At 59.5% G+C, this 22,123-nt stretch carries 23 protein-coding genes; 8 read left to right on the top strand and 15 right to left on the bottom strand.

Going from position 1 to position 22,123, the window contains the following annotated elements; all coding sequences use genetic code 11:
* Positions 1 to 18: 18 nt before the first annotated feature.
* The 6 genes from IPP95_01690 to IPP95_01665 form a co-directional block, all read right to left on the bottom strand.
* Complete coding sequence (locus IPP95_01690) at positions 19 to 1,290, bottom strand: O-antigen ligase family protein (GenBank protein ID QQS72968.1); 1,272 nt, start codon at positions 1,288 to 1,290, stop codon at positions 19 to 21.
* A complete protein-coding gene (locus tag IPP95_01685; protein QQS72967.1) occupies positions 1,277 to 2,281 on the bottom strand; it encodes a glycosyltransferase in 1,005 nt (334 codons plus the stop codon). The genes IPP95_01690 and IPP95_01685 overlap by 14 nt, the downstream gene beginning before the upstream one ends.
* A gap of 42 nt (positions 2,282 to 2,323) precedes the next feature.
* Positions 2,324 to 3,355 (bottom strand): glycosyltransferase family 2 protein, encoded by a 1,032-nt coding sequence (locus tag IPP95_01680; GenBank protein QQS72966.1) that lies wholly within the window; start codon positions 3,353 to 3,355, stop codon positions 2,324 to 2,326.
* Entirely contained in the window at positions 3,352 to 4,797 is a 1,446-nt protein-coding gene (locus tag IPP95_01675) for a hypothetical protein (protein ID QQS72965.1), read from the bottom strand. The genes IPP95_01680 and IPP95_01675 overlap by 4 nt, the downstream gene beginning before the upstream one ends.
* A complete protein-coding gene (locus IPP95_01670) occupies positions 4,794 to 6,491 on the bottom strand; it encodes a hypothetical protein (GenBank protein ID QQS72964.1) in 1,698 nt (565 codons plus the stop codon). Before IPP95_01670 ends, IPP95_01675 begins: the two co-directional genes overlap by 4 nt.
* 70 nt (positions 6,492 to 6,561) lie before the next feature.
* Positions 6,562 to 8,379: a glycosyltransferase gene (locus IPP95_01665; protein ID QQS72963.1), complete on the bottom strand. Its 1,818-nt coding sequence runs from the start codon at positions 8,377 to 8,379 to the stop codon at positions 6,562 to 6,564.
* A gap of 116 nt (positions 8,380 to 8,495) precedes the next feature.
* On the opposite strand from IPP95_01665, the gene IPP95_01660 reads away from it, so the two are divergent.
* The 3 genes from IPP95_01660 to IPP95_01650 all read left to right on the top strand — a co-directional run bounded on the left by IPP95_01660 (position 8,496) and on the right by IPP95_01650 (position 10,402).
* Entirely contained in the window at positions 8,496 to 8,951 is a 456-nt protein-coding gene (locus tag IPP95_01660) for an NfeD family protein (protein ID QQS72962.1), read from the top strand.
* A 3-nt stretch (positions 8,952 to 8,954) separates the two neighbouring features.
* A complete protein-coding gene (locus tag IPP95_01655; GenBank protein ID QQS72961.1) occupies positions 8,955 to 9,950 on the top strand; it encodes an SPFH/Band 7/PHB domain protein in 996 nt (331 codons plus the stop codon).
* Between the two features lie 143 nt (positions 9,951 to 10,093).
* Complete coding sequence (locus IPP95_01650) at positions 10,094 to 10,402, top strand: phosphoribosylpyrophosphate synthetase (protein QQS72960.1); 309 nt, start codon at positions 10,094 to 10,096, stop codon at positions 10,400 to 10,402.
* Between the two features lie 21 nt (positions 10,403 to 10,423).
* Here IPP95_01650 and IPP95_01645 read toward each other — a convergent pair whose 3' ends face one another.
* A complete protein-coding gene (locus IPP95_01645) occupies positions 10,424 to 11,014 on the bottom strand; it encodes a YceI family protein (protein QQS72959.1) in 591 nt (196 codons plus the stop codon).
* A 43-nt stretch (positions 11,015 to 11,057) separates the two neighbouring features.
* Positions 11,058 to 11,510, bottom strand: coding sequence for a MarR family transcriptional regulator (locus tag IPP95_01640; protein QQS72958.1), 453 nt, complete (start codon positions 11,508 to 11,510; stop codon positions 11,058 to 11,060).
* Positions 11,511 to 11,605: 95 nt separating this feature from the next.
* Between IPP95_01640 and IPP95_01635 the strand changes: the two genes are divergently transcribed.
* The 5 genes from IPP95_01635 (at position 11,606) to IPP95_01615 (ending at position 14,526) form a co-directional block, all read left to right on the top strand.
* A complete protein-coding gene (locus tag IPP95_01635; GenBank protein QQS72957.1) occupies positions 11,606 to 12,277 on the top strand; it encodes a DUF1698 domain-containing protein in 672 nt (223 codons plus the stop codon).
* Between the two features lie 225 nt (positions 12,278 to 12,502).
* The gene (locus tag IPP95_01630) at positions 12,503 to 12,967 is read left to right on the top strand and encodes a GyrI-like domain-containing protein (GenBank protein QQS72956.1); all 465 of its coding nucleotides are present in this window, start codon (positions 12,503 to 12,505) and stop codon (positions 12,965 to 12,967) included.
* 88 nt (positions 12,968 to 13,055) lie between these two features.
* Positions 13,056 to 13,634 (top strand): YdeI/OmpD-associated family protein, encoded by a 579-nt coding sequence (locus IPP95_01625; protein QQS72955.1) that lies wholly within the window; start codon positions 13,056 to 13,058, stop codon positions 13,632 to 13,634.
* A 17-nt stretch (positions 13,635 to 13,651) separates the two neighbouring features.
* Positions 13,652 to 14,059, top strand: coding sequence for a glyoxalase/bleomycin resistance/extradiol dioxygenase family protein (locus tag IPP95_01620; GenBank protein QQS72954.1), 408 nt, complete (start codon positions 13,652 to 13,654; stop codon positions 14,057 to 14,059).
* A gap of 68 nt (positions 14,060 to 14,127) precedes the next feature.
* Positions 14,128 to 14,526 (top strand): DUF1801 domain-containing protein, encoded by a 399-nt coding sequence (locus tag IPP95_01615; protein ID QQS72953.1) that lies wholly within the window; start codon positions 14,128 to 14,130, stop codon positions 14,524 to 14,526.
* A 109-nt stretch (positions 14,527 to 14,635) separates the two neighbouring features.
* On the opposite strand, the gene IPP95_01610 is transcribed toward IPP95_01615, so the two are convergent.
* From IPP95_01610 to IPP95_01580, 7 genes are all read right to left on the bottom strand, one after another.
* On the bottom strand, positions 14,636 to 15,043 hold the full coding sequence (locus tag IPP95_01610; GenBank protein QQS72952.1) for a GreA/GreB family elongation factor: 408 nt from the start codon (positions 15,041 to 15,043) through the stop codon (positions 14,636 to 14,638).
* A gap of 1 nt (position 15,044) precedes the next feature.
* On the bottom strand, positions 15,045 to 16,424 hold the full coding sequence (locus tag IPP95_01605; GenBank protein ID QQS72951.1) for an NAD(P)(+) transhydrogenase (Re/Si-specific) subunit beta: 1,380 nt from the start codon (positions 16,422 to 16,424) through the stop codon (positions 15,045 to 15,047).
* Entirely contained in the window at positions 16,421 to 16,747 is a 327-nt protein-coding gene (locus IPP95_01600; GenBank protein ID QQS72950.1) for an NAD(P) transhydrogenase subunit alpha, read from the bottom strand. The genes IPP95_01605 and IPP95_01600 overlap by 4 nt, the downstream gene beginning before the upstream one ends.
* Before the next feature lie 5 nt (positions 16,748 to 16,752).
* Positions 16,753 to 17,874 carry an NAD(P) transhydrogenase subunit alpha gene (locus IPP95_01595; protein ID QQS74170.1) on the bottom strand — a complete coding sequence of 374 codons (1,122 nt, stop codon included), beginning with the start codon at positions 17,872 to 17,874 and terminating at the stop codon, positions 16,753 to 16,755.
* A 2-nt stretch (positions 17,875 to 17,876) separates the two neighbouring features.
* Positions 17,877 to 19,166 (bottom strand): Glu/Leu/Phe/Val dehydrogenase, encoded by a 1,290-nt coding sequence (locus IPP95_01590; GenBank protein QQS72949.1) that lies wholly within the window; start codon positions 19,164 to 19,166, stop codon positions 17,877 to 17,879.
* Positions 19,167 to 19,653: 487 nt separating this feature from the next.
* Positions 19,654 to 20,973, bottom strand: coding sequence for a sigma-54-dependent Fis family transcriptional regulator (locus IPP95_01585; GenBank protein QQS72948.1), 1,320 nt, complete (start codon positions 20,971 to 20,973; stop codon positions 19,654 to 19,656).
* The gene (locus tag IPP95_01580; GenBank protein QQS72947.1) at positions 20,970 to 21,968 is read right to left on the bottom strand and encodes a sensor histidine kinase; all 999 of its coding nucleotides are present in this window, start codon (positions 21,966 to 21,968) and stop codon (positions 20,970 to 20,972) included. Before IPP95_01580 ends, IPP95_01585 begins: the two co-directional genes overlap by 4 nt.
* Positions 21,969 to 22,123 lie beyond the last annotated feature (155 nt).

Below are 22,123 nucleotides of genomic sequence, written 5' to 3'. Positions count from 1 at the left end.
AATCGTTCAAGGAATGGTTCAGTCCGTCGACCGCAAAGTTCGGGATGGATCCAACGTGAGCAGCCATGCGAAGAAGGCGAAGAAGATGGTTCCTGCCTGTACCTCCAGCATGCTCTCCACGGTCCAGTTCAACGCGTTCAACAGCAGGAAGGAGGCCAGCATCACATCTCCTTGCCCGAAGGCGTACACGGTCGGGACGATGACCATCAGGACCAGCAGCAGCATGCCGCCAAGGCCTAACGCCACTCCAGTGTTCAGGTATTGGTCGTGCGCGTTCAACTTCTTTTTCAACGGCTCCACGTAGCCTCTCTTCGCGTAAGTCTTCAGGAGTTCGTCCTTCACGTCCCCGGTGCCTACACCGGACCAAGGATGAGCTGCCACAACGGCGATGGACGTACGCCAAACGAGCCTGCGGTCATCAGTGCTGTTGGCGGCATCGCTTTGTAGCTGGCTTCCCTGAAAGGTGTTCAGCACCTGCCCTACCCGTTCATGCACATAATCGGTGGTGAAGTACAAGGTAATACCCGCGAGGAGCACGGCCAGAAAGCCCCAGCCCACGATGATGCGCATCCAACGATCGCTCCAACGTTCGGCCAGTACAGCGATCGCCGCGAGGACCAAGATGATCCAGCCCGCTTTGCTTGCGCAGAGCACGATGCCTAGTACAAGTAGCAAGGCCGTTGCCATCCTCAGGCGCTTACCCCCTGTCCGTTGGCCCAGCGGACGTGCAAGCAGCATCAAGGCCAACGTGAGATACATCGCCATATAGGAGGGGTGCAGGAATGTGGAAAAATCTGAAGCGAAGAAGGGAACGCTAAGCGCATAGTTGGTAAGCGTTCCCGCTGGATCTGGATGCAGGTACAAGTCCGCCGAGCGATAGCCTGCACGCACAACGCAGATCACCACCGCGATGGCATTGCCGCCGATGAACGCGAGTTTGGGCCGGTCGCTCCGGAATTGCGGGACACCAACAACCGCGATCAGTGCGAAGAGGACCAAGGAAGCCTTGATACCGAGGTCCAGACCCGCGAAATCCATGTTCATGCTCCAGAGCAGGCCCAGGACGTGCGCGCCATAAAGCAAAGCTGACCAGAACAAAGGCGAGCGGACGGTCAGCTTCCCCGGAACCGAGCGGTGCGTTACACGGGCCCAGATCACACAGCACAGCAACAAGGCCACCAAGGGGGGAAGCAGAGCAGGCCAGAGCGGCAAGGCGATGGCGATGCCCACCGCCGCCACTTCCAGGGCACGCCCGGCCATTCCCCGATGAGCGGCTTCAGGCTTTTCCATGGGCGCAGGATCGCAACAATTCAAATGTCAGGGCATCCAGCGATTCCGCGTCGGCCTTGTTCCGCAACGCCATGGCGCGACCGTTGGACCGACGACCTTCACGCAGGACGGAACGCAGCGCTTCGACCAGTTCCTCCGGGTCTTGAGACACGATGGCACCCGGGGTTACGTCGGCCAGCCGGTCCTGCACATCACCGACATCGTTCGTCACCACGGGCAGGTCGCAGGCCATGGCCTCCTTCACCATCGTGGGGCTGCCTTCACTGTTGCTGCACATCAGCAATGCATCCGCCGCGCTGAGCAATACCGGCATCTCTTCCTGGGTGATGCCACCTTGCAGCAATTCGAGTTCCATCGGCACTCCCTCGGCCTGCAACTTGCGCTCCACCTCCTGTGCGATGTCCAAGCGCTTGCGGGCCGGAGAGGTGGCATTGAAGATCACTACCTGCGGGCGCGCGGACCAGCCCAGCCGTTGTCTCGCCTCATCTCGGGGCACGGGAATATAGCGCCGCAATTCCACGCCCATCGGCAGGATCCGCACCAGATCGCGCTTCCACCAGAGGCGATCGCGCAGTTGTTCGCTCACGCAAATGATGCCCGAAGCACCCAGTGCTGCGAACTGGGACATGAGACGCCCAAGCAGGTCACGAAGAAATCCGTCATGCGGAGTGTGGTTGAGGTCGCTTCCGTGAAAAGTGATCACCACCGGCACGGGACTGGTCATCACGGATAACAGGGCAGTGACCGTACCGTAGTGGGCATGTACCACGTCCGGGCGAAAACGGCTCATGGTCTCCTTCATCCGCCGCCGTTCCTTGATGATCGCGGAAGGCGAGGTGCGGCTTTCGAGGAAGAAGATCTCGACCACCGCATGGTGCATCTCCGCCATGGCTCTCGCTTGGCGACGGGAGAAGACCATGGTGCGTTCCTCGGCCCTGCCGGGGATCACCACCAGAAGCCGCAACGGCTTGTCATCCTCAGCTTCAACCATGCGGCGAAGATGGGGAGCCGCGCGGCCGCCACCAAACCCGGCTCAGCGGTTGGTGCCGATATCCGCCGGACGCACCCTTCGGCCCAGCAGCACGAAACGTACGATGCCTTGCAAGTATCCCACACCATAGGCCACATGCACCGTGAAGAAGGCCACCAGCATCCAAAGCAAGGCGGACATCCGCGAACCCGCTGCGGCGATGCGGGCCGAGACTACGGCCACCACGAGCAAATAGGCGGAGACCATCATTGCCCAGCCGAGGCTGAGCAATGGCAAGGCCAATGCCAGCAAGGGAAGGCCCAAGAGGGCGAGGACGAAGAGCGGTGGCGCGAACTGCCTCAAGGTGGCCGGCGCGCCAAGTTTGATGTTCACCAAGGGTTTGAACAAGCCGTACTCACGGTACATCCGCCAGAGTTTCGAGATCTGATCGCGGCCGTAGTATTGGATCCGCACCTGCGGAAGAAGCATGATACGCCCCCCCGCCTTGATAATGCGCCCGTTGTGCTCATCGTCCTGGTTCCGGATCAGTTCCTCGTCGAAAAACCCGATGCGATCGAAGAGCTCCCGCCGAAAACAACCATAAGGTACCGTGTCCACTTCTTGTTCCCCTTCCACGCCGATCCGGAACATCGCATTGCCCACGCCCAGCGGGCTGCTCAAAACCTGCGCAATGGCCCATGCCTTGTTGCTGCCGTTGGCGGGCAAGGTCTCCCACACGCCGCCTGTATTGTCCGCGTGCAGGCGGTCCAAAGCCTCGGTGAGGACGGCTACATAGTCGTTCGGATAGCGTGAATGTGCGTCCATCCGGACGATGAAATCCCCAGTAGCAAGACGGATGGCCGCATTCAGTCCATGGGGCACCACGCCAGCGGGGTTTTCCACCAGGACCACTTCCGGATTTTTCGCGGCGATCCGTTCCACGATGCCTTGTGTATCATCCTCGCTCGGTCCGACGGCCACCAGCACTTCAATGTCAAAGCCCCGTCGTTCTTGGGCCAAGGCATCGCTCACGGCATGGTCGACATGGGCGGCCTCATTGCGGCAAGGAATAATAATGGTGACCCGATGGCTCATGGTGCGATCGGCTTGTTCCTTGATTCTCGCCGACAACCCAGGAAGGTTGCCAAGAACACGATCCCGATGGGCATTGCGAAGCCCTCGAACACCAATGCCTTCACGATCTCCGGTCCATCGCGGATGAGGATGGGCATGAAGGCGGCAAAACAACTGGTGCCCATGATGGCAAAGACATGCCATACCAAGGAGTGTAGTGGCGGCGCTGCCCGCATCCGCATGAGCCCCCCCCATAATAGCCCGAGCAGCAGCCCACCGATGGCAAGTCCTGCCCAGCCCCCGTTGATATACCAACCTGCGGCCTGATGGATGGTATACCCTTGGCCCGGTTCCAACTGCGCTTGCTCGGCATAATGATCGTAGGCGGTCGGTGGCCGCTCCTCTTTCATCATGCGCGGTACCATGGATGCGGCGATGTAACGCACACTGATGTACGGCTTGGGCCGCACCTCCTTTCGCAGGATGCCATAAAGTGAGAAATGAGCGCAGAAGAATTCGTTCGAGAAGATGCGTTCGCCCATTTCCGGGATCCCCCCCTTGGTTTGCCGGGGCACATGCTGGATGATCGGCAGGGTGAACGGGGGGAGCTTCTGATTGCCTTCAAGATCCAAGGCGCTCATTTCCTGCCACGTGAGGTTGCGCACCTTGCCGGTCACCATCAAAGGCACAAAGACCACCGCCAGATAGAGAGCGAACTGCCACCTTCGTGGAAGGCCGTTGTTGAGAAAGAAGACCATGCTGCCCAGGATCAACGCCATGAACAGCTCATGCCGGTTTCCAAGGAGCATCAAATAAAGGGAATAGACGATCAGGGCCGACGGATAGGCCCAACTCGACCATCGTTGGCCCCGGGATGTGAAGTAGCGAGCATTCCGGCCCGTGAGTTGGATGGCCCAACCCAGGAGCAGCGACAAGCAGACCAGTTCATTGCAAAGGCCATGAATGCTGGCCCCGGCATATTCCGTATGGCGGGTGTACTGGTAAATGGATAGGTGCGCGGCGATAGCGTCCATGAGAACGGGACGAATAATGGCGAAGCTGCCCAACCCCGCCACCAGCGCCAACAGGAAGAAGACGCGATGATCGACCATTCGTGCCGGGACGACAGGGATCTTTCCTAGGCGGATCCTCCGCACCATGTACCAAACGCCGACAATCATCAGCGCCGTATAAGCGAAATAGCCCAATAGCGCCATACGGTAGTTCCGGTCCAATTCGAACGGGAACATCTTCTCCATCAAGTAGTAGTAGTTCAACCCGATGTGATAGCCTTGATATCCCGAGAGCGCATCACCGATGAAAAACCACGCACCGAGGAAGGTCCAGGCATAGAGAACGGCCATGCCCACGACAAAGGTCCACTGGCCGGTGCGCTTCACGATCCACACTGTGGCCCATACCACAAAGGCCGTGATGGCGATGAGAATGAGGTAACTGATCATTGAGGTGCGGTGTTCTCTCCCTCCAAAAGGAGCGACAATATCCCCTTTTCATCCAAGCGGTCGCTTTGGCGTACGCTGGTGGCCCAACCTTGAAGGTGTTCCATCGCTGCCGTTGTGGGGCAGATCACCCGCAATGCGACCAGCGACGCCCAGCGGTCCCAGCGACCGGGTGCAGCACCCACTATGAGTACCAACGGCGCACGCAAAATAACGGCATAGAGCAATGCGGAAGCGGGGTCCTGGCGCACCACAATGAATTCGGGATGGCTTCGGCGTTCCTCCCGGCGCAGGGCGGATGCTCGCGCAAAAGCCCCAAGGATGCCACCACCAGCGCGCAACCGCAAGGTCAGCCACTGTTTGTCCTCGCCTGTGCCATCCGAAGCAACTTCGGTCACGGTCACCGGTTCCAGTACCACCACGGCTGCGCTCTCGTCCTGTTTGGCACGCAGGTCCTTGGCAACCCAATGGATATCACGCAAGGTGAGCAGCGCCAGCACGACCAGCGGGGCCAGCACCAGTATCGCGGCCAACCACCACACGGGCGTCACCCACGTGTAGAGCAGACCCGCCAAGACAAGCACCACCAAGGCCCAGAAAAGATTGAAGGTGTTGCGCGGCGCATTGTGATATGCATCCAGCACACTGCGCAACGACACGTAGACTCCGTACATGCCCGCACCGAGGAAGACCACGCGGCACATGGGTTCCATCTGTTCACCCACCGGCCCGAGATAGACGCGCAACAAGGGTGTGGCCACCGCTTCGAAGAGCAGCACCATCACCACGCCGGAGCCGAGAACGAACCAGGATACCCGGATGATCTGCTGCCGCAAGGTTTTCCATTGCTTACGCCCCAGCATCGATGCCACGGACGGCAAAAGGATCAAGCTCAAGGGCGAATAGGCAGCGCCGGCCACGTTGACCAAGGTGATGGCGAAGGCAAGGCTGGCGCCGGTGGAAATGCCTTCCACATGGTTCACCAAGAACACCGGCAACGACAACAATGAAGCGAAGATCATATCGCCGGGCAGACGCAACGTACCGAAACGGACCATGCGCGCTGCGTCCTCCGGATCACGCAGCGCCGGACCGGTCAATGCCGACCGCAGCAACACCACGCCACTGATGCCCACCCAGAGCAAGCCGGTCGCCCAAAGCACATGCTCCAGCCCGTTGGACCAAAGCATCGCGCCGTTGGGCACCACCGCAATATTCACGGCCTGTAGGATGTTGGAGCGCGTGGCCATGCCATTGCCCCGCAGGTAGCCGTGGGCGAGGGTATGAAAGAGCAGTCCCGTGGCCAGCAACGCTATCGGAAGGATCAGCGAGGCATGGTCGGAGGTGCCGAAGAACGCGCTTGACAACGCACCGGGGATCCCCGCCGCCGTGACCAACATTCCGATCGAGATCAGCGATAACCGCTTCACCGCCACGCGCAACAGGCCCACCTGACGCTCCTTGGTGGCCGCCATCGCCACATAACGCACGATCGCCACCGCCATGCCGCACATGGCAATGGTCTGCATGAAGGATGTGGTTCGGCGGACGATGGTATAGCTTTCAAAGCCTTGATCGCCGAGCCGGTCCGCCGCCAGCTTATATACGAGCACCGTGGCCACAAGCACCAGTCCCTCCGCCATGAACGTGGTCGCATGCCCCCAGCGGGCCTTGGATATGGTGAACGGTCGGGCCATCACTTCAATGGAAGATCTTGTGACCGCCGATGCACAGGACCATCGTCAATGAAGTAAGCGATCGACCGCCTCATACCGCGCCTGCTTCTTTTTCGGAGGTGCGATGGAAGGCGACCGCCCGCAAATGATCCAAGGTTTCCCTGGCGTGCGTGGTGCCGTCCCCGCCCAAAGGCAACACCATCGCCTCGCTCTGCCGCCACCACAAATGCTCACGCACGCTTTCATCGGAGCAGATGATGCCGGCAGTGAAGAAGGCGGCCAATTGACTGAAAATCCCGCCCACCCATGGCCGGGCGATGCCGGGGATCCCGCGGCGATCAAGATCGTTCCCCATGAAGGTGACCACCACGGGCACCGAGCTGACCAGCACGGCGAACAAGGCGGCCACCGACCCGAAGTGCACATGGACCACGTCCGGTCGGCGTTCGTGTATCAAGCGCTTCATCCGCTTTCTGGAACGCAGGAGCTGCCTGATGGAGGAACGGCTCTCTAAATGGAACAAGCATACTTCAGAACCCTGCGTTTCAAAGGCGCGGGCCTGGGCCTTGGAGGCTGTGAAGGTGCTGCCCTCCTCCTTGTCCGGGATCATCACCAGCACACTGAGGCGATGCGCTTCCCGCGAGGCAAGCCGGAGCAGTTCGCTGCGGACGAACCGCACATCGCGCCACGTGGCCCAACCTAAGTACAGCATGGAAACCACCAGGACCACACCCATGGTGTACCGGGGTGTGGGAATGAGCAGGTGGACCATACTGCCCACGAGCAGCAGCACAAAGGCCATGACCAGATTGATCCCGTTCCGTGGAGTATGGAAGTAAGCATCCAGCACACTGCGCATACCGTTGAAGAACGCAAAGGGCAGTGCCCCGAGGAAGATCAGACGGCTCATCCATAAATAGTTGGCCCCGGTAGGTCCCAGATAGAGTTCCAGCAATGGACCGGAAAGCAGTTCGAAACCGAGCATCAAGGCGAAGGAAGCCGCGAGGATCACCCAGGTCATGCGGGCGATCTTTCGTTCCAGGCCGGTATGATCACCAGCGGCGAGCTGGCTGGAGGCCGCAGGGAGCAATAACAAGGCCACCGGGGAGAACGCCGCAGCGGCCAAGTTCAGCAATGTGGCGCCGAAGCCCACCTCGCCGCTGAGATCGAGGCCATAGGTGCGCATGGCCACATAACCGGGGATCGTGAGCAGGGCGCCCAGCGCGATATCCCCGGGAACACGGGGAAGGCCGTAGCGAAGCAGCTCGCTCCGCTCCTTTCGCATTTTCTCCTTGGCGGGTGCCATGAGCCCGGGCAGGATCGACAGCAGCGGCGCCACGGTCCATGTGATGGCCGTGGCCCACAGCACGTCCACCATTTCATGGAAGACCAAAAACGCCGCGCAGGGCGCGATCGCCAATACCATGAGCTGCACGGCGTTCGCCGCCACCATGGCGCTCTTTCCGCGTAAATAGCCGTAGGCCACCCCGTGCAAACTGATCCCGACGGTCATCAGTCCCAAGGGCGGCATCAATTCCGCCTGCGCCTCGCTTCCGAACACGGCCCAGGCCAAAGGCTTCGCAAAGAGCGTGCAGACACCCCACACCAAGAGGCCCAAGGGCACCACCCAGTACAAGGCACCGCGCAGGTAGCCGCGCTGGCGGTCTGTCGAGGCGCTCATGGCCACGAAACGCGTCAAGCCCACCATGGCCCCCATCAAAACCACGGGAAAGACGAAGGAAACGGTACGCCTTACGATCACATAGAGGTCCAGATCCTGCTTGCTCACCTGCGCCGCCAGCCGGTACGCCAGAACCATGCCCACCATGGACAGCGCCTCGGTCAAGTAGGTGAGCACGCTGTCGCGCCCCTGCGGTGAACGCAGCAAGTCCTTTATCTTCCCGGCCATGGGCGGCGAAAGTAGCGCAACTGGCCGCTTTACTTGCCTTCATCAGCCCTTGGCACCGCTCATCCCGAAACGCTCTCATAGGCCGGAAAAGGTGGGCTATCTTTCGCATCGAAGAAATGATGGACATGGATTTTTTTCAATGGCACTGGTGGGCGGGTCTGGCCTTGTTGATGATGATCGCCGAGATCTTCCTCCCCGGCTTCTTCCTGTTCTGCCTCGGCATCGGCTGCATCGCCGCGAGCATCACCGCCGGCCTTGGCTTCGGGCCTGCTGGCCAACTACTTCTCTTCTCCGCCTTTTCCCTCCTGGCCTTCTTCACGGTGCGCCCCATATTGATGCGGCGCTTTTGGACAAAAGAGCATGTGCGCACCAATGCCGACGCACTTGTAGGGCTGCGCGGCCGCGTCAGTCAGGACTTCGATCCCGGCCTCCGCTTGGGCCGCGTGCAAGTGGGCGGCGACGACTGGCGTGCCGAGTGCCTCTCTGATTCTCCGCTCCACATCGGCGACACCATCGAGGTGGTCCGTGTGGAAAGCAATACGCTGATCATAAAACCCCTAACCAACTCTTGAACCATGGGTCCTGGAACCATCATACTCCTGCTTATCGCCTTCTTCGTCATCTTCATGGTCGCGAAAGGCGTGCGCATCATCCAACAAAGCGAGGCGATGATCATCGAGCGCTTCGGCAAATACCGCGAAACGCTCACCGCCGGCTTCAACGTCATCATCCCGGTGTTCGACAAGCCCCGCGAGATCATCTTCCGCTACTCCCGCGAACTGCCTGACGGCAACAAGTACGTGCAGTTCGTGAAGAAGGAGCGCCTCGACCTGCGGGAGACGGTGTACGACTTTCCCAAGCAGAACGTGATCACCAAGGATAACGTGGGCACTGAGATCAATGCGCTCCTTTACTTCCAGATCATGGACCCCGTGAAGGCGGTGTACGAGATCGAGAACCTCCCCTTGGCCATCGAGAAGCTCACCCAGACCACGCTGCGTAACGTCATCGGGGAACTGGACCTGGACGAGTGCCTCACCAGCCGCGACACCATCAACGCCAAGTTGCGCAACATCCTCGATGAGGCCAGCAACAAATGGGGCGTGAAGGTGAACCGCGTGGAATTGCAGGACATCAACCCGCCGCGCGACATCCGCGAGGCCATGGAGAAGCAGATGCGCGCCGAGCGCGACAAGCGCGCACAGATCATCGACGCCGAGGGCACCAAGCGCGCCGTGATCCTGCAGGCCGAGGCGGTGCAGCAGAAGCAGATCAACGAGGCCGACGGGCAGAAGCAGGCACAGATCCTCGAGGCCGAGGGCGACGCACAGGCCCGAATCCGCCGCGCACAAGGTGAGGCCGAGGCGATCCGTTTGGTCACGGAGGCCATCAAGGGCGCCAACGCCGATCCGGCCAACTACCTCATCGCTATGAGATACCTCGATACCCTGCAGGATATGACCTCCGGCAAGGATAACAAGGTGATCTATATGCCCTACGAAGCCACCGGGGTGCTCAGCAGTCTGGGCGGTATCAAGGACATGCTAGTGGCGGGCGGAACAGGCAAGTAGCCCTTCCATCCACACCAAAAGAAAGCGGGCCCAGGTCCGCTTTCTTTTTGGTCCTTGTCCCCGGATGTTCCAGAGGCGCGATGCTTTCCCATCGCACCTGCACGTCCGAACAAGGTCCTCCCTCCAGATGTAACTTCGTTACCATGGCACGCTCATACGATACCCTGTCCCAAGCCGTGAACGATCTACAGGCACGCGGCTATACTGATGAATTGACGCTCCATGATGAATGCGTCATCTGCAACGGGAACAACACGGCGTTACACCCGGATGACTTCATCATTGACGAGTTCCATCGCTTCGAGGGGGAATCCAACCCCAGTGACGAGAGCATCGTCTATGCGATCAGATCCGTGAAGCACGAGGTGAAAGGGGTGCTGGTGAACGCCTTCGGCCCCGACGCCACGAGCCTCAACCAGACGATGGTGGACAAATTAGCCACGCACCGCTGAGCGGTGGCCTAGTAGCGGAGCTCACTTACCGACGAGGTCGAAAGTGAGTTCCACCATATCGTCGATCATCTTGTCCCCCAGTGAATCGAAGAACTGCCCGGAGCGGAACTTGATATCGTAATGTGTGCGGTCGAAGATGATGGTACCGGCGGTCCGGATGCCCTTCTTCTCCTTCCAGGCCAATGCATCAAACGTCACCGGATGGGTGATGCCCTTGATCGTGAGGTCGCCAGTGACGGAATAATTAGGCTTGCCGTTCTCCACGCCATGGATCGCCTCCACCCGGGTGGTCTTGAAATTGGCCGTCTTGAATTCGGCCGTATTGAAAAAGTCCGGTGACTTGAGGTGGCCTTCGAGCTTGGCGGCATATTCCTTGTCCATGTCGGCATTCGTGATGGTGGTCATGTCGATCGTCACATCCGCGTTCGTAAGCCCGTTCTCCCCCCACCCGATCGTGCCCGACTGAACGCCGATCGAGCCATGATGCTCGCCTGTGACCTTTTTACCGGTCCAGACCAATTTGGTGGCCGTGGGATCGATGGTGAAAGTGGACTGGGCCATGGCAGCGCCGGTGCCTGCCAACAGGAGCGCGAGGGAAAGTGTCTTTATCATGAGTTCGGGTTTATCCTTCGTGTGCTGAATGTTGTGATCCGGCCTATGGACGCAGCTTGTCCATGCCGTGGTTCATTGCCTTGGCCTCAGCTGTGGACAACCTTCGTGCCACCTTCGCAACGAGCTCCTCCGTAGCGCTTTCGATCACCGCCAGCAAGGCATTCCCTTTTTCGCTGATCAGCAGATGGACCACACGACGGTCCTTTTCGCAGCGCTCACGGAGCACCAGTCCCTTAGCGATCAGTTTATCCGTTAGGCGCGTGGCGTTCGGTGCGCGGTCCAGCATCCGTTCCAGCACCTCATGCATGCACATCTCCTTTCCCTTCGCCCCGCGAAGGATCCGCAGAATGTTGTACTGCTGGGGGCTCAGGTCGTACGGCTTCAGGCGCTCCGTTTCGTGATGCTTCAGCCAATTGGAGGTGAAGAGCAGATTGAGGAGCAACTTCTGATGCTCGCTTTTAAAGTCCATCCGAAGCTCCTTCTCGATACTGGCCATGATGCAAAGTTAATCGAATTATTTTCCATGGTGAATATATTGGGCGATCACTCCTTCCCTGGTCCCCCTTAAATTGGTCCCCTCAAGAAATGTCCATGCGCCAATTGCTTCCACTTTGCCTGATCGGCGGTCTTTTTCTGGCCGGTTGCACCACACCTGAACAGCCTGAAAGCGGGGGCACGCCTGCCCCTGTGGATCCGGCTCAGGGCACGGCCCAGAATGGCTCCGATGACTGGAGCAGCGGCGATTCGTTGCTCACCGTCATGGGTCCCCTTCAAGGTAAAGTGGTGGCGGACATGTTCGCCGGGGACGGTTACTATACATGGAAACTGCTGGGGGCCGGGGCCCGGGTACTGGCCATCGACGACAACCCTGCGAACATCGCCGCCTTGGAGGCGCGCAAGAAGGCAGAGGGCATCGGTGACGAACGCTTGCTCGTCCGGCTGACCACCCCCGGCGTGACCGGGCTCATACCCAATGAGGTGGACTTGGCATTGATCACTCGGGAATACTCCCAGTTAGGTGATCGGCAGGCCTGGTTCGCGCAGTTAATGGCAGGCGTGCGGGACCCGCACACCTTTTACCTGGTGAACTACATCCCGCAACAAACCCCGGAGGGACCGCCACTTTCCCAACGCATGGGCTTCAACACCGTGGCGGATGAGGTCACTGAATTCGGCTACGGCGACGTGGGCATCCTGTACAAGAAGATGCCCTACCGCTACATTCTCTTTGGTGCTGTGCCTCCTCCTGACACGGGGGATTGAGCGTGGCACATGGCCGATGCCCCACCGGCAAGGCTAATTCATCGCAGTTGCGTGGATGCCCGTAAAGCGTAATGGGGAACCCTCCGATAGGTCGGGCGCGGAGTTCGATGACTGAAGTGATGGTCTTCGTTCCTGCTTCCGGAAGGCGACCCGGGCGTCAACCAACTGGACCAGATCGTTTGGCAGAGTGTCTCCGCGAAGTGAACGATCATTAACTGCAAGACCATGAACACCACACCTGAGATCATCACTACCATGGAATTGCCTACCGCCGTGATCCACCTACAGATCCCCGGCCGCGACATGCCGAAGTACATGGACCCGGCGATACAGGAGATCCTCAAAGCGCTGACGGACCATGGTCTTCAACCGGCTGGTCCGATGTTCTCCTATCATCACCGCCGCCCAGCGGACACGTTTGACTTTGAGATCGGCTTCCCGGTGCCGAAGGCGATCAAGCCAACAGGGCGTGTGGTCAACGGCTCGTTGCCTGCGGAGAAGGTTGTGCGCTCGGTTTACCACGGGCCATACGAAGGACTTGGGCAAGCATGGGGCGAATTGGAGAGGTGGGTAAACGCACAGAAATTGAACGGAACAGGGCGTTTTTGGGAGTGCTACTTGATCAACCCGGCTGAGGTGAAAGATCCAAAGGAATACCGCACGGAGCTGAATTGCGTGATCGGAGAATAGCACGCGATCCGTTCAGCGCACCTGTACCGTCGACCCACCGGGTCGACATACAGGCGCGATCAGCGATACTTAATACCACAGAACAGAAATGCCAGAGACCAAAGAGCTGCCCATCATCTCCTTCGAAACTCCGCAAGCTTGGGACGCATGGCTTGCGGAAAACGGCCACAACTCGCGGGGCATCTTCATCAAGATCGCGAAGAAGGCTAGCGACGTGCTTTCGGTGAACTATGCCGAAGCGTTGGAAGTAGCGCTCTGCCATGGCTGGATCGATGCGGTCCGCAACAAGTATGACGACACCTACTTCTTGCAGAAATACACACCGCGCGGTCCACGCAGCATCTGGAGCGAGATCAACAAGAGGAAGGTGCAACAGCTGATCAAGGCCAAGTTGATGCGACCCGCTGGGCTTGCCACAGTAAGGATCGCCAAAGCGAACGGCCAATGGGACCACGCGTACGCCCCGGCGAGGACGATCACCATTCCACCGGAACTGCAAGCGGCATTGATGAAGAACAAGAAAGCTGCTGCGTTCTTCAAGACGTTGACCGGCAGCAACCGCTACGCGATCCTGCACCGGCTGCATACGGCAAAGAAAGAGGAAACACGTACCAAACGGCTCGCGCTTTATATTGGGATGATGGAGCGCGGCGAAACCATTCATTGATAACCATCCAAGACAACATGACCACCCAGATCTTCGTCAACATGCAGGTCAATGACCTGGCCAAGTCGAAAGCCTTTTTCGAAGCGCTCGACTATTCATTCAATGCACAGTTCACCAACGACGATGCGGCTGCCTTGGTGATCAGCGATACCATCTACGCGATGTTGCATACGCCGACAAGTATGACGCGTTTCCTTCCGAAGGGGAAGTCCGCCGCTGTTCCGACGAAGCAAACCGAAGTGCTGCTGGCCCTTTCATTCGAAAGCAAGGATGCAGTGGACACGATCTACGACAAGGCCATCGCTGCGGGAGCGACGGAATGTCGTCCTACGGAGGACCACGGCTTCATGTATGGCCGCAGCTTCAATGATCTGGACGGCCACATCTGGGAAGTGTTCTGGATGGGGACTTCGTCGGTGGATTGATCCGATATGGGGGGACGAGCGGGAGCCGGACGTGGCATGGTGCTACCATCTCATCGGCACATTCCAACATGAAACCTTCAGCCAAGAACACTGACGAATACTTAACGATGTTGCCGGACGACCAGACCAAAGCCTTGCAAAAGCTTCGCAAGCAGATCCTCTCCGCCGCTCCGAAGTGCGAAGAGTATTTCGGCTATGGCTTGCCGGGCTTCAGGTACAACGGCCATCCGTTGCTGTACATGGGCGCGGCCAAGACCCACTGCGCATTGTATGGCATGATGCCGAAGGGTTTCGATGCGGAATTGAAGGATTTCAAGGTCAGCAAAGGCACGATCCGCTTCACACCTGAAAAGCCCTTGCCAGCAGCATTGGTGAAGGCGATCGTAATGGCGAAGGTGGAGGCGATGAACGCGAAGTATCCGGTGAAGACACAAGCAAAACCGAATAAGGGTTTCACTGCATCTTGATCGTACTGCGCCCGGAAAATGAAAGTGGTGGCCCCAAAAATTCCACCCCTACATGTGAAGTTGAATTGTTGTGGTTGCCCCGTCAGCAACAGAGTCCCTGCCTTCGGACCTATCCCTCCAGTTCCAAAACCTTGGAATTGTCCACCCTTTCCAGATGGATCGTCTCCTCCCCTTTCGGCAATCGCCAGTGGATGTCCGCCCCTTCCTGGTAACCGATCAAGGCCGAGCCCATCACGGTGAAGACGGACAGCTTATTGGCCTTGAGGTCCGCGTCCTTCGGCATTACGAGCTGCAGGTTCTCCTTTCGTGCGGTCGGGGATTGGAAAGTCACCACACTGTTCACCCTCACCACGTCTTGGGGCAGGTCCTTCTCTTCGCGGACATCCGCCTGCTTCAATTCCTCGAAGAGCAGGTCCAGGCTTTCTTGCACGGTGATGTCGGCGGGGGTGAAGCCGATGATCCAGGACATGATCAGGTCACGTTCCTTGGCGGAAACGATCAATTTCGGGTTGGTCATTTCAAATGCGTTTGAGTTCTGTGATGATGGCTGAAAGGCTCTCTTTCGCATCGCCGAAGAGCACCTTGCAGTTCTGCCGGTCGAACAATGTGTTCACCACGCCGGAGTAGCCTTTGGCCATGCTGCGTTTCATCACCACCAACTGCTTGGCCTTGTACGCACGGATGATGGGCATGCCGTATATGCTGCTATCAGTATCGTTCTCCGCCGCAGGGTTCACTACGTCGTTGGCCCCGATCACCAGCACGGTGTCGTAGTGCTCCATGGTGTTGTTCACCTCGCTCATCTCCAGCACGGAGGCATACGGGATGTTCGCCTCGGCCAGCAGTACGTTCATGTGCCCGGGCATGCGGCCGGCCACGGGGTGGATGATGAAGTGCAGGTCCACGCCGGTTCCTTTCAGCATTTCCTGCAACGCAAAACACTCGCGTTGTGCTTGCGAAACGGCCATGCCATAACCGGGCACAACGGCCACCTGCTTGCTGAAGGCCAGCAACGACGCGGTTTCCACAGCAGTGATGGAACGGATGTCCTGCTCTGCTTCGGACTGAGTGCTCTTGCCCGAAATGATCTTTCCAGCAAGCACACCGCCCAATGAACGGTTCATCGCGGAACACATCTGCAGGGTGAGCAGGATGCCGGTAGCGCCCACGAGAATGCCGCCGATGATCATCACGGGGTCATGGAAGAGCAGGCCAGCGAACAAGGTGGCCACACCGGTCAAAGCGTTCAGCAACGAGATCAGCACGGGCATGTCCGCGCCGCCGATCGGTAACGTGAGGAACACGCCGTACGCCAACGCCGCAATGGCAATGCCCAGCAACAGCGCGGGGTACGCCGATGCGTCCACAGGCATGGCGAGGTAATAGATCACCGCCGCCACCAACAAGATGAGCAGCACCCGCGCCAGCACTTTGTGGGCTTGTGCGGGGCGGGGCAGCTTGCGGCCGACCAATTTCAAAAATGCCACCATGCTGCCGGTGAAGGCCACCCCGCCGAAAAGGGTGGCAAGGATCAATACGCTACCGAGCAGTTTATTGTCCACCGGAGTGCCCGTTCCATAAACCTCGTTCAACCCCAGCACCACCGCGCAAGCACCGCCCAAGGCGTTGAAGATGCTCACCAACTGCGGCATGGCGGTCATGGCCACACGGTTGCTCCATGCCTTTCCGATCACGGTGCCCATGGCAAGCAGGCCCAGCAATAGAAGCAAGTGGGTCGACCCCGCCCAACCAGTGGCCACCACCACGGCTGCCAAAGCAAGTACCACACTGGCGGCTGCCAGCATGTTCCCCGTTTTAGCGCGGGCGGGATCGCCCATGAACTTGAGGCCTTGCACAAGCCCCACAGTGGCAAATAGATATGCGAACTGCATCATCATGCTTTCGGACCCTTGGCGGGTTTGCGCTTCACGCTGAACATGGAAAGCATGCGGTGTGTGACGAAAAAGCCCCCGGCCAGATTGATGGAACCCAGCAGCACCGCAAGCGATGCCGCAGCGAGGGTCCAGCCATGGTCCAGTGGCGTATTGAGCAATTGCACGATACCACCAAAAAGGATGATACCGCTGATGGCGTTCGACCCTGACATGAGCGGTGTGTGCAGCACGGCCGGTATGTTCTTGATCACCTCGAAGCCCAGCAGCAGGCTCAGCGCGAGTACGAACACGCCGTCAATGGGGGTTATGCTGTAGCTCCAGTCCATGAAGGTCAGTTTGCGGCCGTTTGCAGGGCAAGGACCCGCTCGTTCACCGACGCACCGTCCCGTACCACGAGCGTGGACCGTAGGATGGGGTCGTCGGCGTCAACTTCCTTGTTCTTGAGCAAATGCTCAATGAACGCGACATAGTTGTTCGAGAGCAGGAACGACGTGCTGTGCGCGCAGCTGCATTCGATGGAAGTGGGGCCAAGGATGGTCACTTCGTTGTGCATCACTGTCTTGTCCGCCTTGGTCAATGCGCAGTTCCCTCCGGTGGCGGCAGCAATATCCACCACCACGGCACCGGGCTTCATGCCCATCACCATCTCCTCGGTGATCAGCAAGGGTGCCTTTCTCCCGGGGACCCGTGCCGTGGTAATGACAACGTCCGCCTTGGATGCTTCCTCGTGGATGCGGTCCCGTATTTTTTGCAGGAAGGCCTCGGACTGCTGGGAGGCATATCCACCGCCATTGCTGTCGTCCACCGCGCCCTCCACCTCGATGAAGGTCGCGCCCAAGCTTTCCACCTCCTCCTTCGATGCGGCGCGAACGTCGTAGGCCTTCACCACGGCACCGAGCCTGCGCGCCGTGGCAATGGCCTGCAGGCCAGCCACCCCGGCGCCCATCACCAGGAACTGCGCAGGCCGCAAGGTGCCGCCCGCACTTGTGATCATCGGCACAGTGGCCAAGGAACGCTCAGCGGCCAGCAGCACGGCCTGATAGCCGGAGATGGAACCCACCGAGGACAACACGTCCATGGCCTGCGCCAAGGTGCTGCGCGGGATCAGGTCCAAGCTGTGCACGGTGACGCCGGGATGCAGATAGCGGCCCACCTGCTCCGGCATCCAGAGGAAATTGAAGACACCGATGAAGGTCTTGTCACCGTTGAGTTCCTCGCCATCGTAATGATGGTCGTAGCTCAACAGGATGTCCGCCCCGGACATCACCTCCTCCGCAGAGCCCATCAACTTCCCCCCGGCGGCCTCGTAGGCGTCGTTGGTAAAGCCGGCGGACCGCCCCGCGTCCCGCTGCACAAGGATCTCTGCCTTGTCTTTCAGCCGTTCCACTCCCGCAGGGGCCAATACGGTGACGCGACGGTCAGCACGTTCCTTCAATATCCCGATCCGCACCATGCTCAAGGGAAAATACCGCGCTCCTTATAGGTCTTCTCCAAGCGGCGGAGAGCCACGATGTAGGCGCTGGTACGCCAGTCCACCTTGAACTCCGCCGATGTGGCAACCACTTGCGCAAAGGCGATGTCGACCTTGTCGTGGATCATCCGCAGCACCTCGTCGATCTTCCAGATCTCGCTGCGCTTATTCTGCAACCACTCGTAGTAGCTGCCGATCACGCCGCCGGAGTTGCACAGGATGTCGGGGATGATGTCGATCCCGTTCTTGCGCAGGATCTCCTCGCCGGCGGTGTTCACCGGTCCATTGGCCCCTTCGGCCACCACTTTCGCCTTGATGCCGCCCGCGTTCTCGCCGGTGATCTGATTGCCCAATGCCGCGGGAACGACGATGTCGCATTCCAAGGCCCAGAAGTCCTTCGGCTCCATTTCCTTCGCGCCGGCAAAGCCCTTGATGTTGCGGCCGTTCGCGTCACTGTGCGCCAGCAACGCTTCCGGGTCGATGCCCTTGGGGTCGTGAAGGGTGGCGGTTGCGTCCTGCACCGCGATGAGAACGGCCCCTTCCTTCAACAGGAAGTGCGCGGTCCAATAGCCCACGTTGCCGAAGCCCTGGACGATAAAGCGCATGCCTTTCAGTTCGTGATCGTGCCGTGTGGCCCACGACTTCAGGTTGGCCACCACGCCAAAGCCTGTGGCCCGGTCGCGTCCTTCCAGCCCACCGGCGCCCAAAGGCTTACCGGTCACCACGTGCAGATTAGCGAAGCGCGTAGCGGGGGATTTGGTGGAGGAGAACGTGTCCGCGATCCATGCCATGATCTGCGCGTTGGTGTTCACGTCCGGTGCCGGAATGTCCAGGTCGGGGCCGATGTTGTCGCCCAGCGCATAAGTGAAACGGCGCGTGATGCGTTCGAGCTCACCCTGCGAGTATTGCTTGGGATCGATCTGGATGCCGCCTTTCGCACCGCCGTACGGCAGGCCGGCCAACGCGGTCTTCCACGTCATCCAAATGGCCAAGGCGCGCGCTGAGTCAATGTCCACCGTGGGATGGTAACGCAAGCCGCCCTTGTAGGGCCCGAGCGCGTTGTTGTGCTGCACGCGATAGCCGGTGAACACTTCGATCTTGCCGCTGTCCAATCGCACGGGGAAGTGGACCACGATCTCGCTGTTGGTCTTGGCCAGGATCTTGCGGACGCCCGGGTCCAGGTCCATGATGTCGGCGGCATGGGAAAATTGCTCCATGACCACTTCATACATGCCTTCCTTGCGGACGGGCTTTTCGACGGTTCTCGTTGTCATTTGAGGGTTATCGGTAGTGTTCGCAGTGATAGGTGATGTGCTCGTTGGAACGTAGCACGCAAGTGGCAAAATTATCACAGGTCCCACAGATACCAGATACACTTGGGGTTATCGGCTCCGGTCTGGTGGTAACGTGTACGGGCTCTATAACCGGTTCCACCTCGTGCTCCTCGCATAAGAGGATCGGCACGAGGGAAGTCCGTTGGAACACGCAATTCCCGCCATGCACGCAGTTGCCGCATACCCCCGGTGATGGACCGGTCCGGCGCTTTACACGGTTGCTCTGCATTGTCATGGCGCCGCTATTGCCAAGAGGCGTGCCATGGAACCGTTCCGGGATGTTGAAACGGGATCATTATTGGCCGGAAAAGCTTGATGATATTGATAAAATGATTTTCAGGCCCCGCGTGCCAAACCACATTACCACTTCAAATTGCCGACTGAAAACCGGGGAGTAATTCCCCGGCCGGTACGAAAAGGGCCGGTGCTATTTCAGTTTTTCCCGCAAGGTTTTCCGGTCGATCCCCAGGATCTCAGCGGCCTTGGTCTTGTTCTGCCCGGTGCTTTCCAGCACCCGTTGGATGTATTGCTTCTCCACCTCGGCGAGGGTCTGCAACGTACCGTCGCCGGGCCGCTCCGGGCTATCCATTTTCATGGTGTCGGGCAGGTCTTCCATGGCCACGGCGTTGTCCTTCATGATCACCAACCGATGGATGAAGTTCTCCAATTCCCGCACATTGCCCGGCCACAGGTAGGCTTCCAGCGCGTCCATTACGCGCACGGGGATGCGCAAGGGCTTTTTGCCCATGTCCTTGCTGTACTTGGCGTTGAAGTGATTGATCAGCAACGGGATGTCCTCCTTCCGATCGCGTAAGGCCGGCAGGTGGATGTTGATCAGGTTCAAGCGGTAGTACAGGTCCTCGCGGAAGGTGCCCGTGCGCACCAGTTCGTTGAGGTCGGCATTGCTCGCGGAGATCAACCGCACGTTGACGCGCTGGGGCTTGGTGCCGCCCAGCATGGTGACCTCCTTCTCCTGCACGGCCCGTAGCAATTTGGCCTGCACTGCCGCGGTGGCGTTACCGATCTCGTCAAGGAACAACGTCCCCCCGTCAGCGGCCTGGAAGAAGCCCGCCCGGTTGGTGGTGGCACCGGTGAACGCTCCTTTGGTGTGGCCGAACAGCTCGCTCTCCAGCAATTGGTCCGGGATGGCCCCGCAATTCACCGCGAGGAACGGCGCCGTGGAGCGATCGCTGTTGTAGTGGACCGCGCGCGCCACCACTTCCTTGCCCGTACCGCTTTCCCCGCTCACCAGGATCGTCGCGTTGTTGTTCCGCGTGCGCTCAATGATGCGGTACACCTCCTGCATCCCCGCCGAACGCCCGACCATGCCCAGCACCTGGCCATGGCTTTCCGCAGGCACTTCGGCCACCTCTTCGGTGTTCGTGCCCAACACCTTTTCCACCGCCGTGCGCAGCTCCGCCTCCGTCACCGGCTTCACCAGGAATTCAACCGCGCCCTGCTTCATCACGTCAACGGCCACCTGCACGTCCGGGAAGCCGGTGATCACCAGCACAGGGATCTTCGGAAAGTGCTGCCCGATATATCTCACCAGTTGCGTGCCGCTCACCTCGGGCATGTTCAGGTCCGTGATCACAAGGTCCACAGGGCCTTGCTCCAGTACCTCGATCGCATCCACCACGTTGTTGCAGGTGAACGGCGTGAGGCCCATGCCGTTCATATAGCGGCGAAGCAGTTCCAGCATGTCGCGGGAATCGTCCACCAGCAGCACGGAAGGTCGTTCCTTCATGGGGAGGGTATGGGGAATGAGAGGGTGAAGGTGGTGCCCTCCCCGACCGTGGAGGATGCCGCAACGCCGCCGCCATGGCCCTTCATGATGCCGTGCACCACGGAAAGCCCCAAGCCGGTACCCTCGCCGGTGGGCTTGGTGGTGAAGAAGGGCTGGAAGATCTTTTTCAGGTCGGCCTCGCCGATGCCTTTGCCCGTGTCCGCGATGGTGATCAACACCAGACCGACCCGGCACTCGGTGGAAAGGGCGATCGTGCCGCCCTCGGGCATGGCCGCGGCCGCGTTGAGCACGATGTTGGAGATCACTTGCGCGAACTGCACCTGGTCCAACCGCACGGGCGGAATGCCGTTGGCCAATTGCCATTGAACGGTAACGTGCTGCTGCTCCAGCCGCTGCTCAAGCAGGTGCAGCACATCATGCAGGGCCTTGTTCGCATCGGCCAATTGGAACTGCGCGGGCATTTCGCAGGAGAAGTACATCAGCTTCTTTACGATCTCGCGTCCGATCAACGCCGAGTCGATGATCCGCTGGAGGTCGCTGCGCCGCTCCCGGACGGTCTCATCCTTCTTCAGCAGTTCCGCGTAGCCCAGCACATTGCCCAGCGGCGTGTTCAACTCGTGCGCGATGCCCGCGGTGATCTCCGCCAGTATCGTTAGCCGGTCGTTGCTCCGCATCCGCGATTCCAGCAGTTGCTGGTGCTGGCGACGCTCATGCCTTTCAATGACGGCGGAAAGATCGGACGCGATCCTGTCCAACAAGGGCTGCTCCTCCGGAAGAAACAGCGGGCCTTCCACGGCGATCGATGCATCGGGGTATGCCACTGTGATCTGACCACGCTCCGTCCGGTCCACCAGCAGATCGGCGCGCATGGCATCTTGATGATCCACTGGATCGCCGAATACTGCATCGTCCAGCCGGATACGAACACGGGCCTCCTCGGGGAATTGCCAGCCCTCCCGCACCACTTCCACCACATGGTGAAGCAGTTCCGGCAAGGAGCGATCAGTGCAGCTGCACCGATCGGGCAACGGCATACAGGCAGCCTAGCTCCTTTACCCGCTCTGCTAGTTCCCGCTTGTTGACCTTGTCCGGCATGGTGGTGTTCTTCCCGATGATCCCTGATCGGCAAAGGTATTCCTGCCCTGCGGCT

Source organism: Flavobacteriales bacterium (genome assembly GCA_016700415.1).
GTDB lineage: Bacteria > Bacteroidota > Bacteroidia > Flavobacteriales_F > PHOS-HE28 > PHOS-HE28.
Note: the sequence above shows the minus strand (reverse complement) of the source record. Positions and strands in the feature narration are given on the sequence as shown.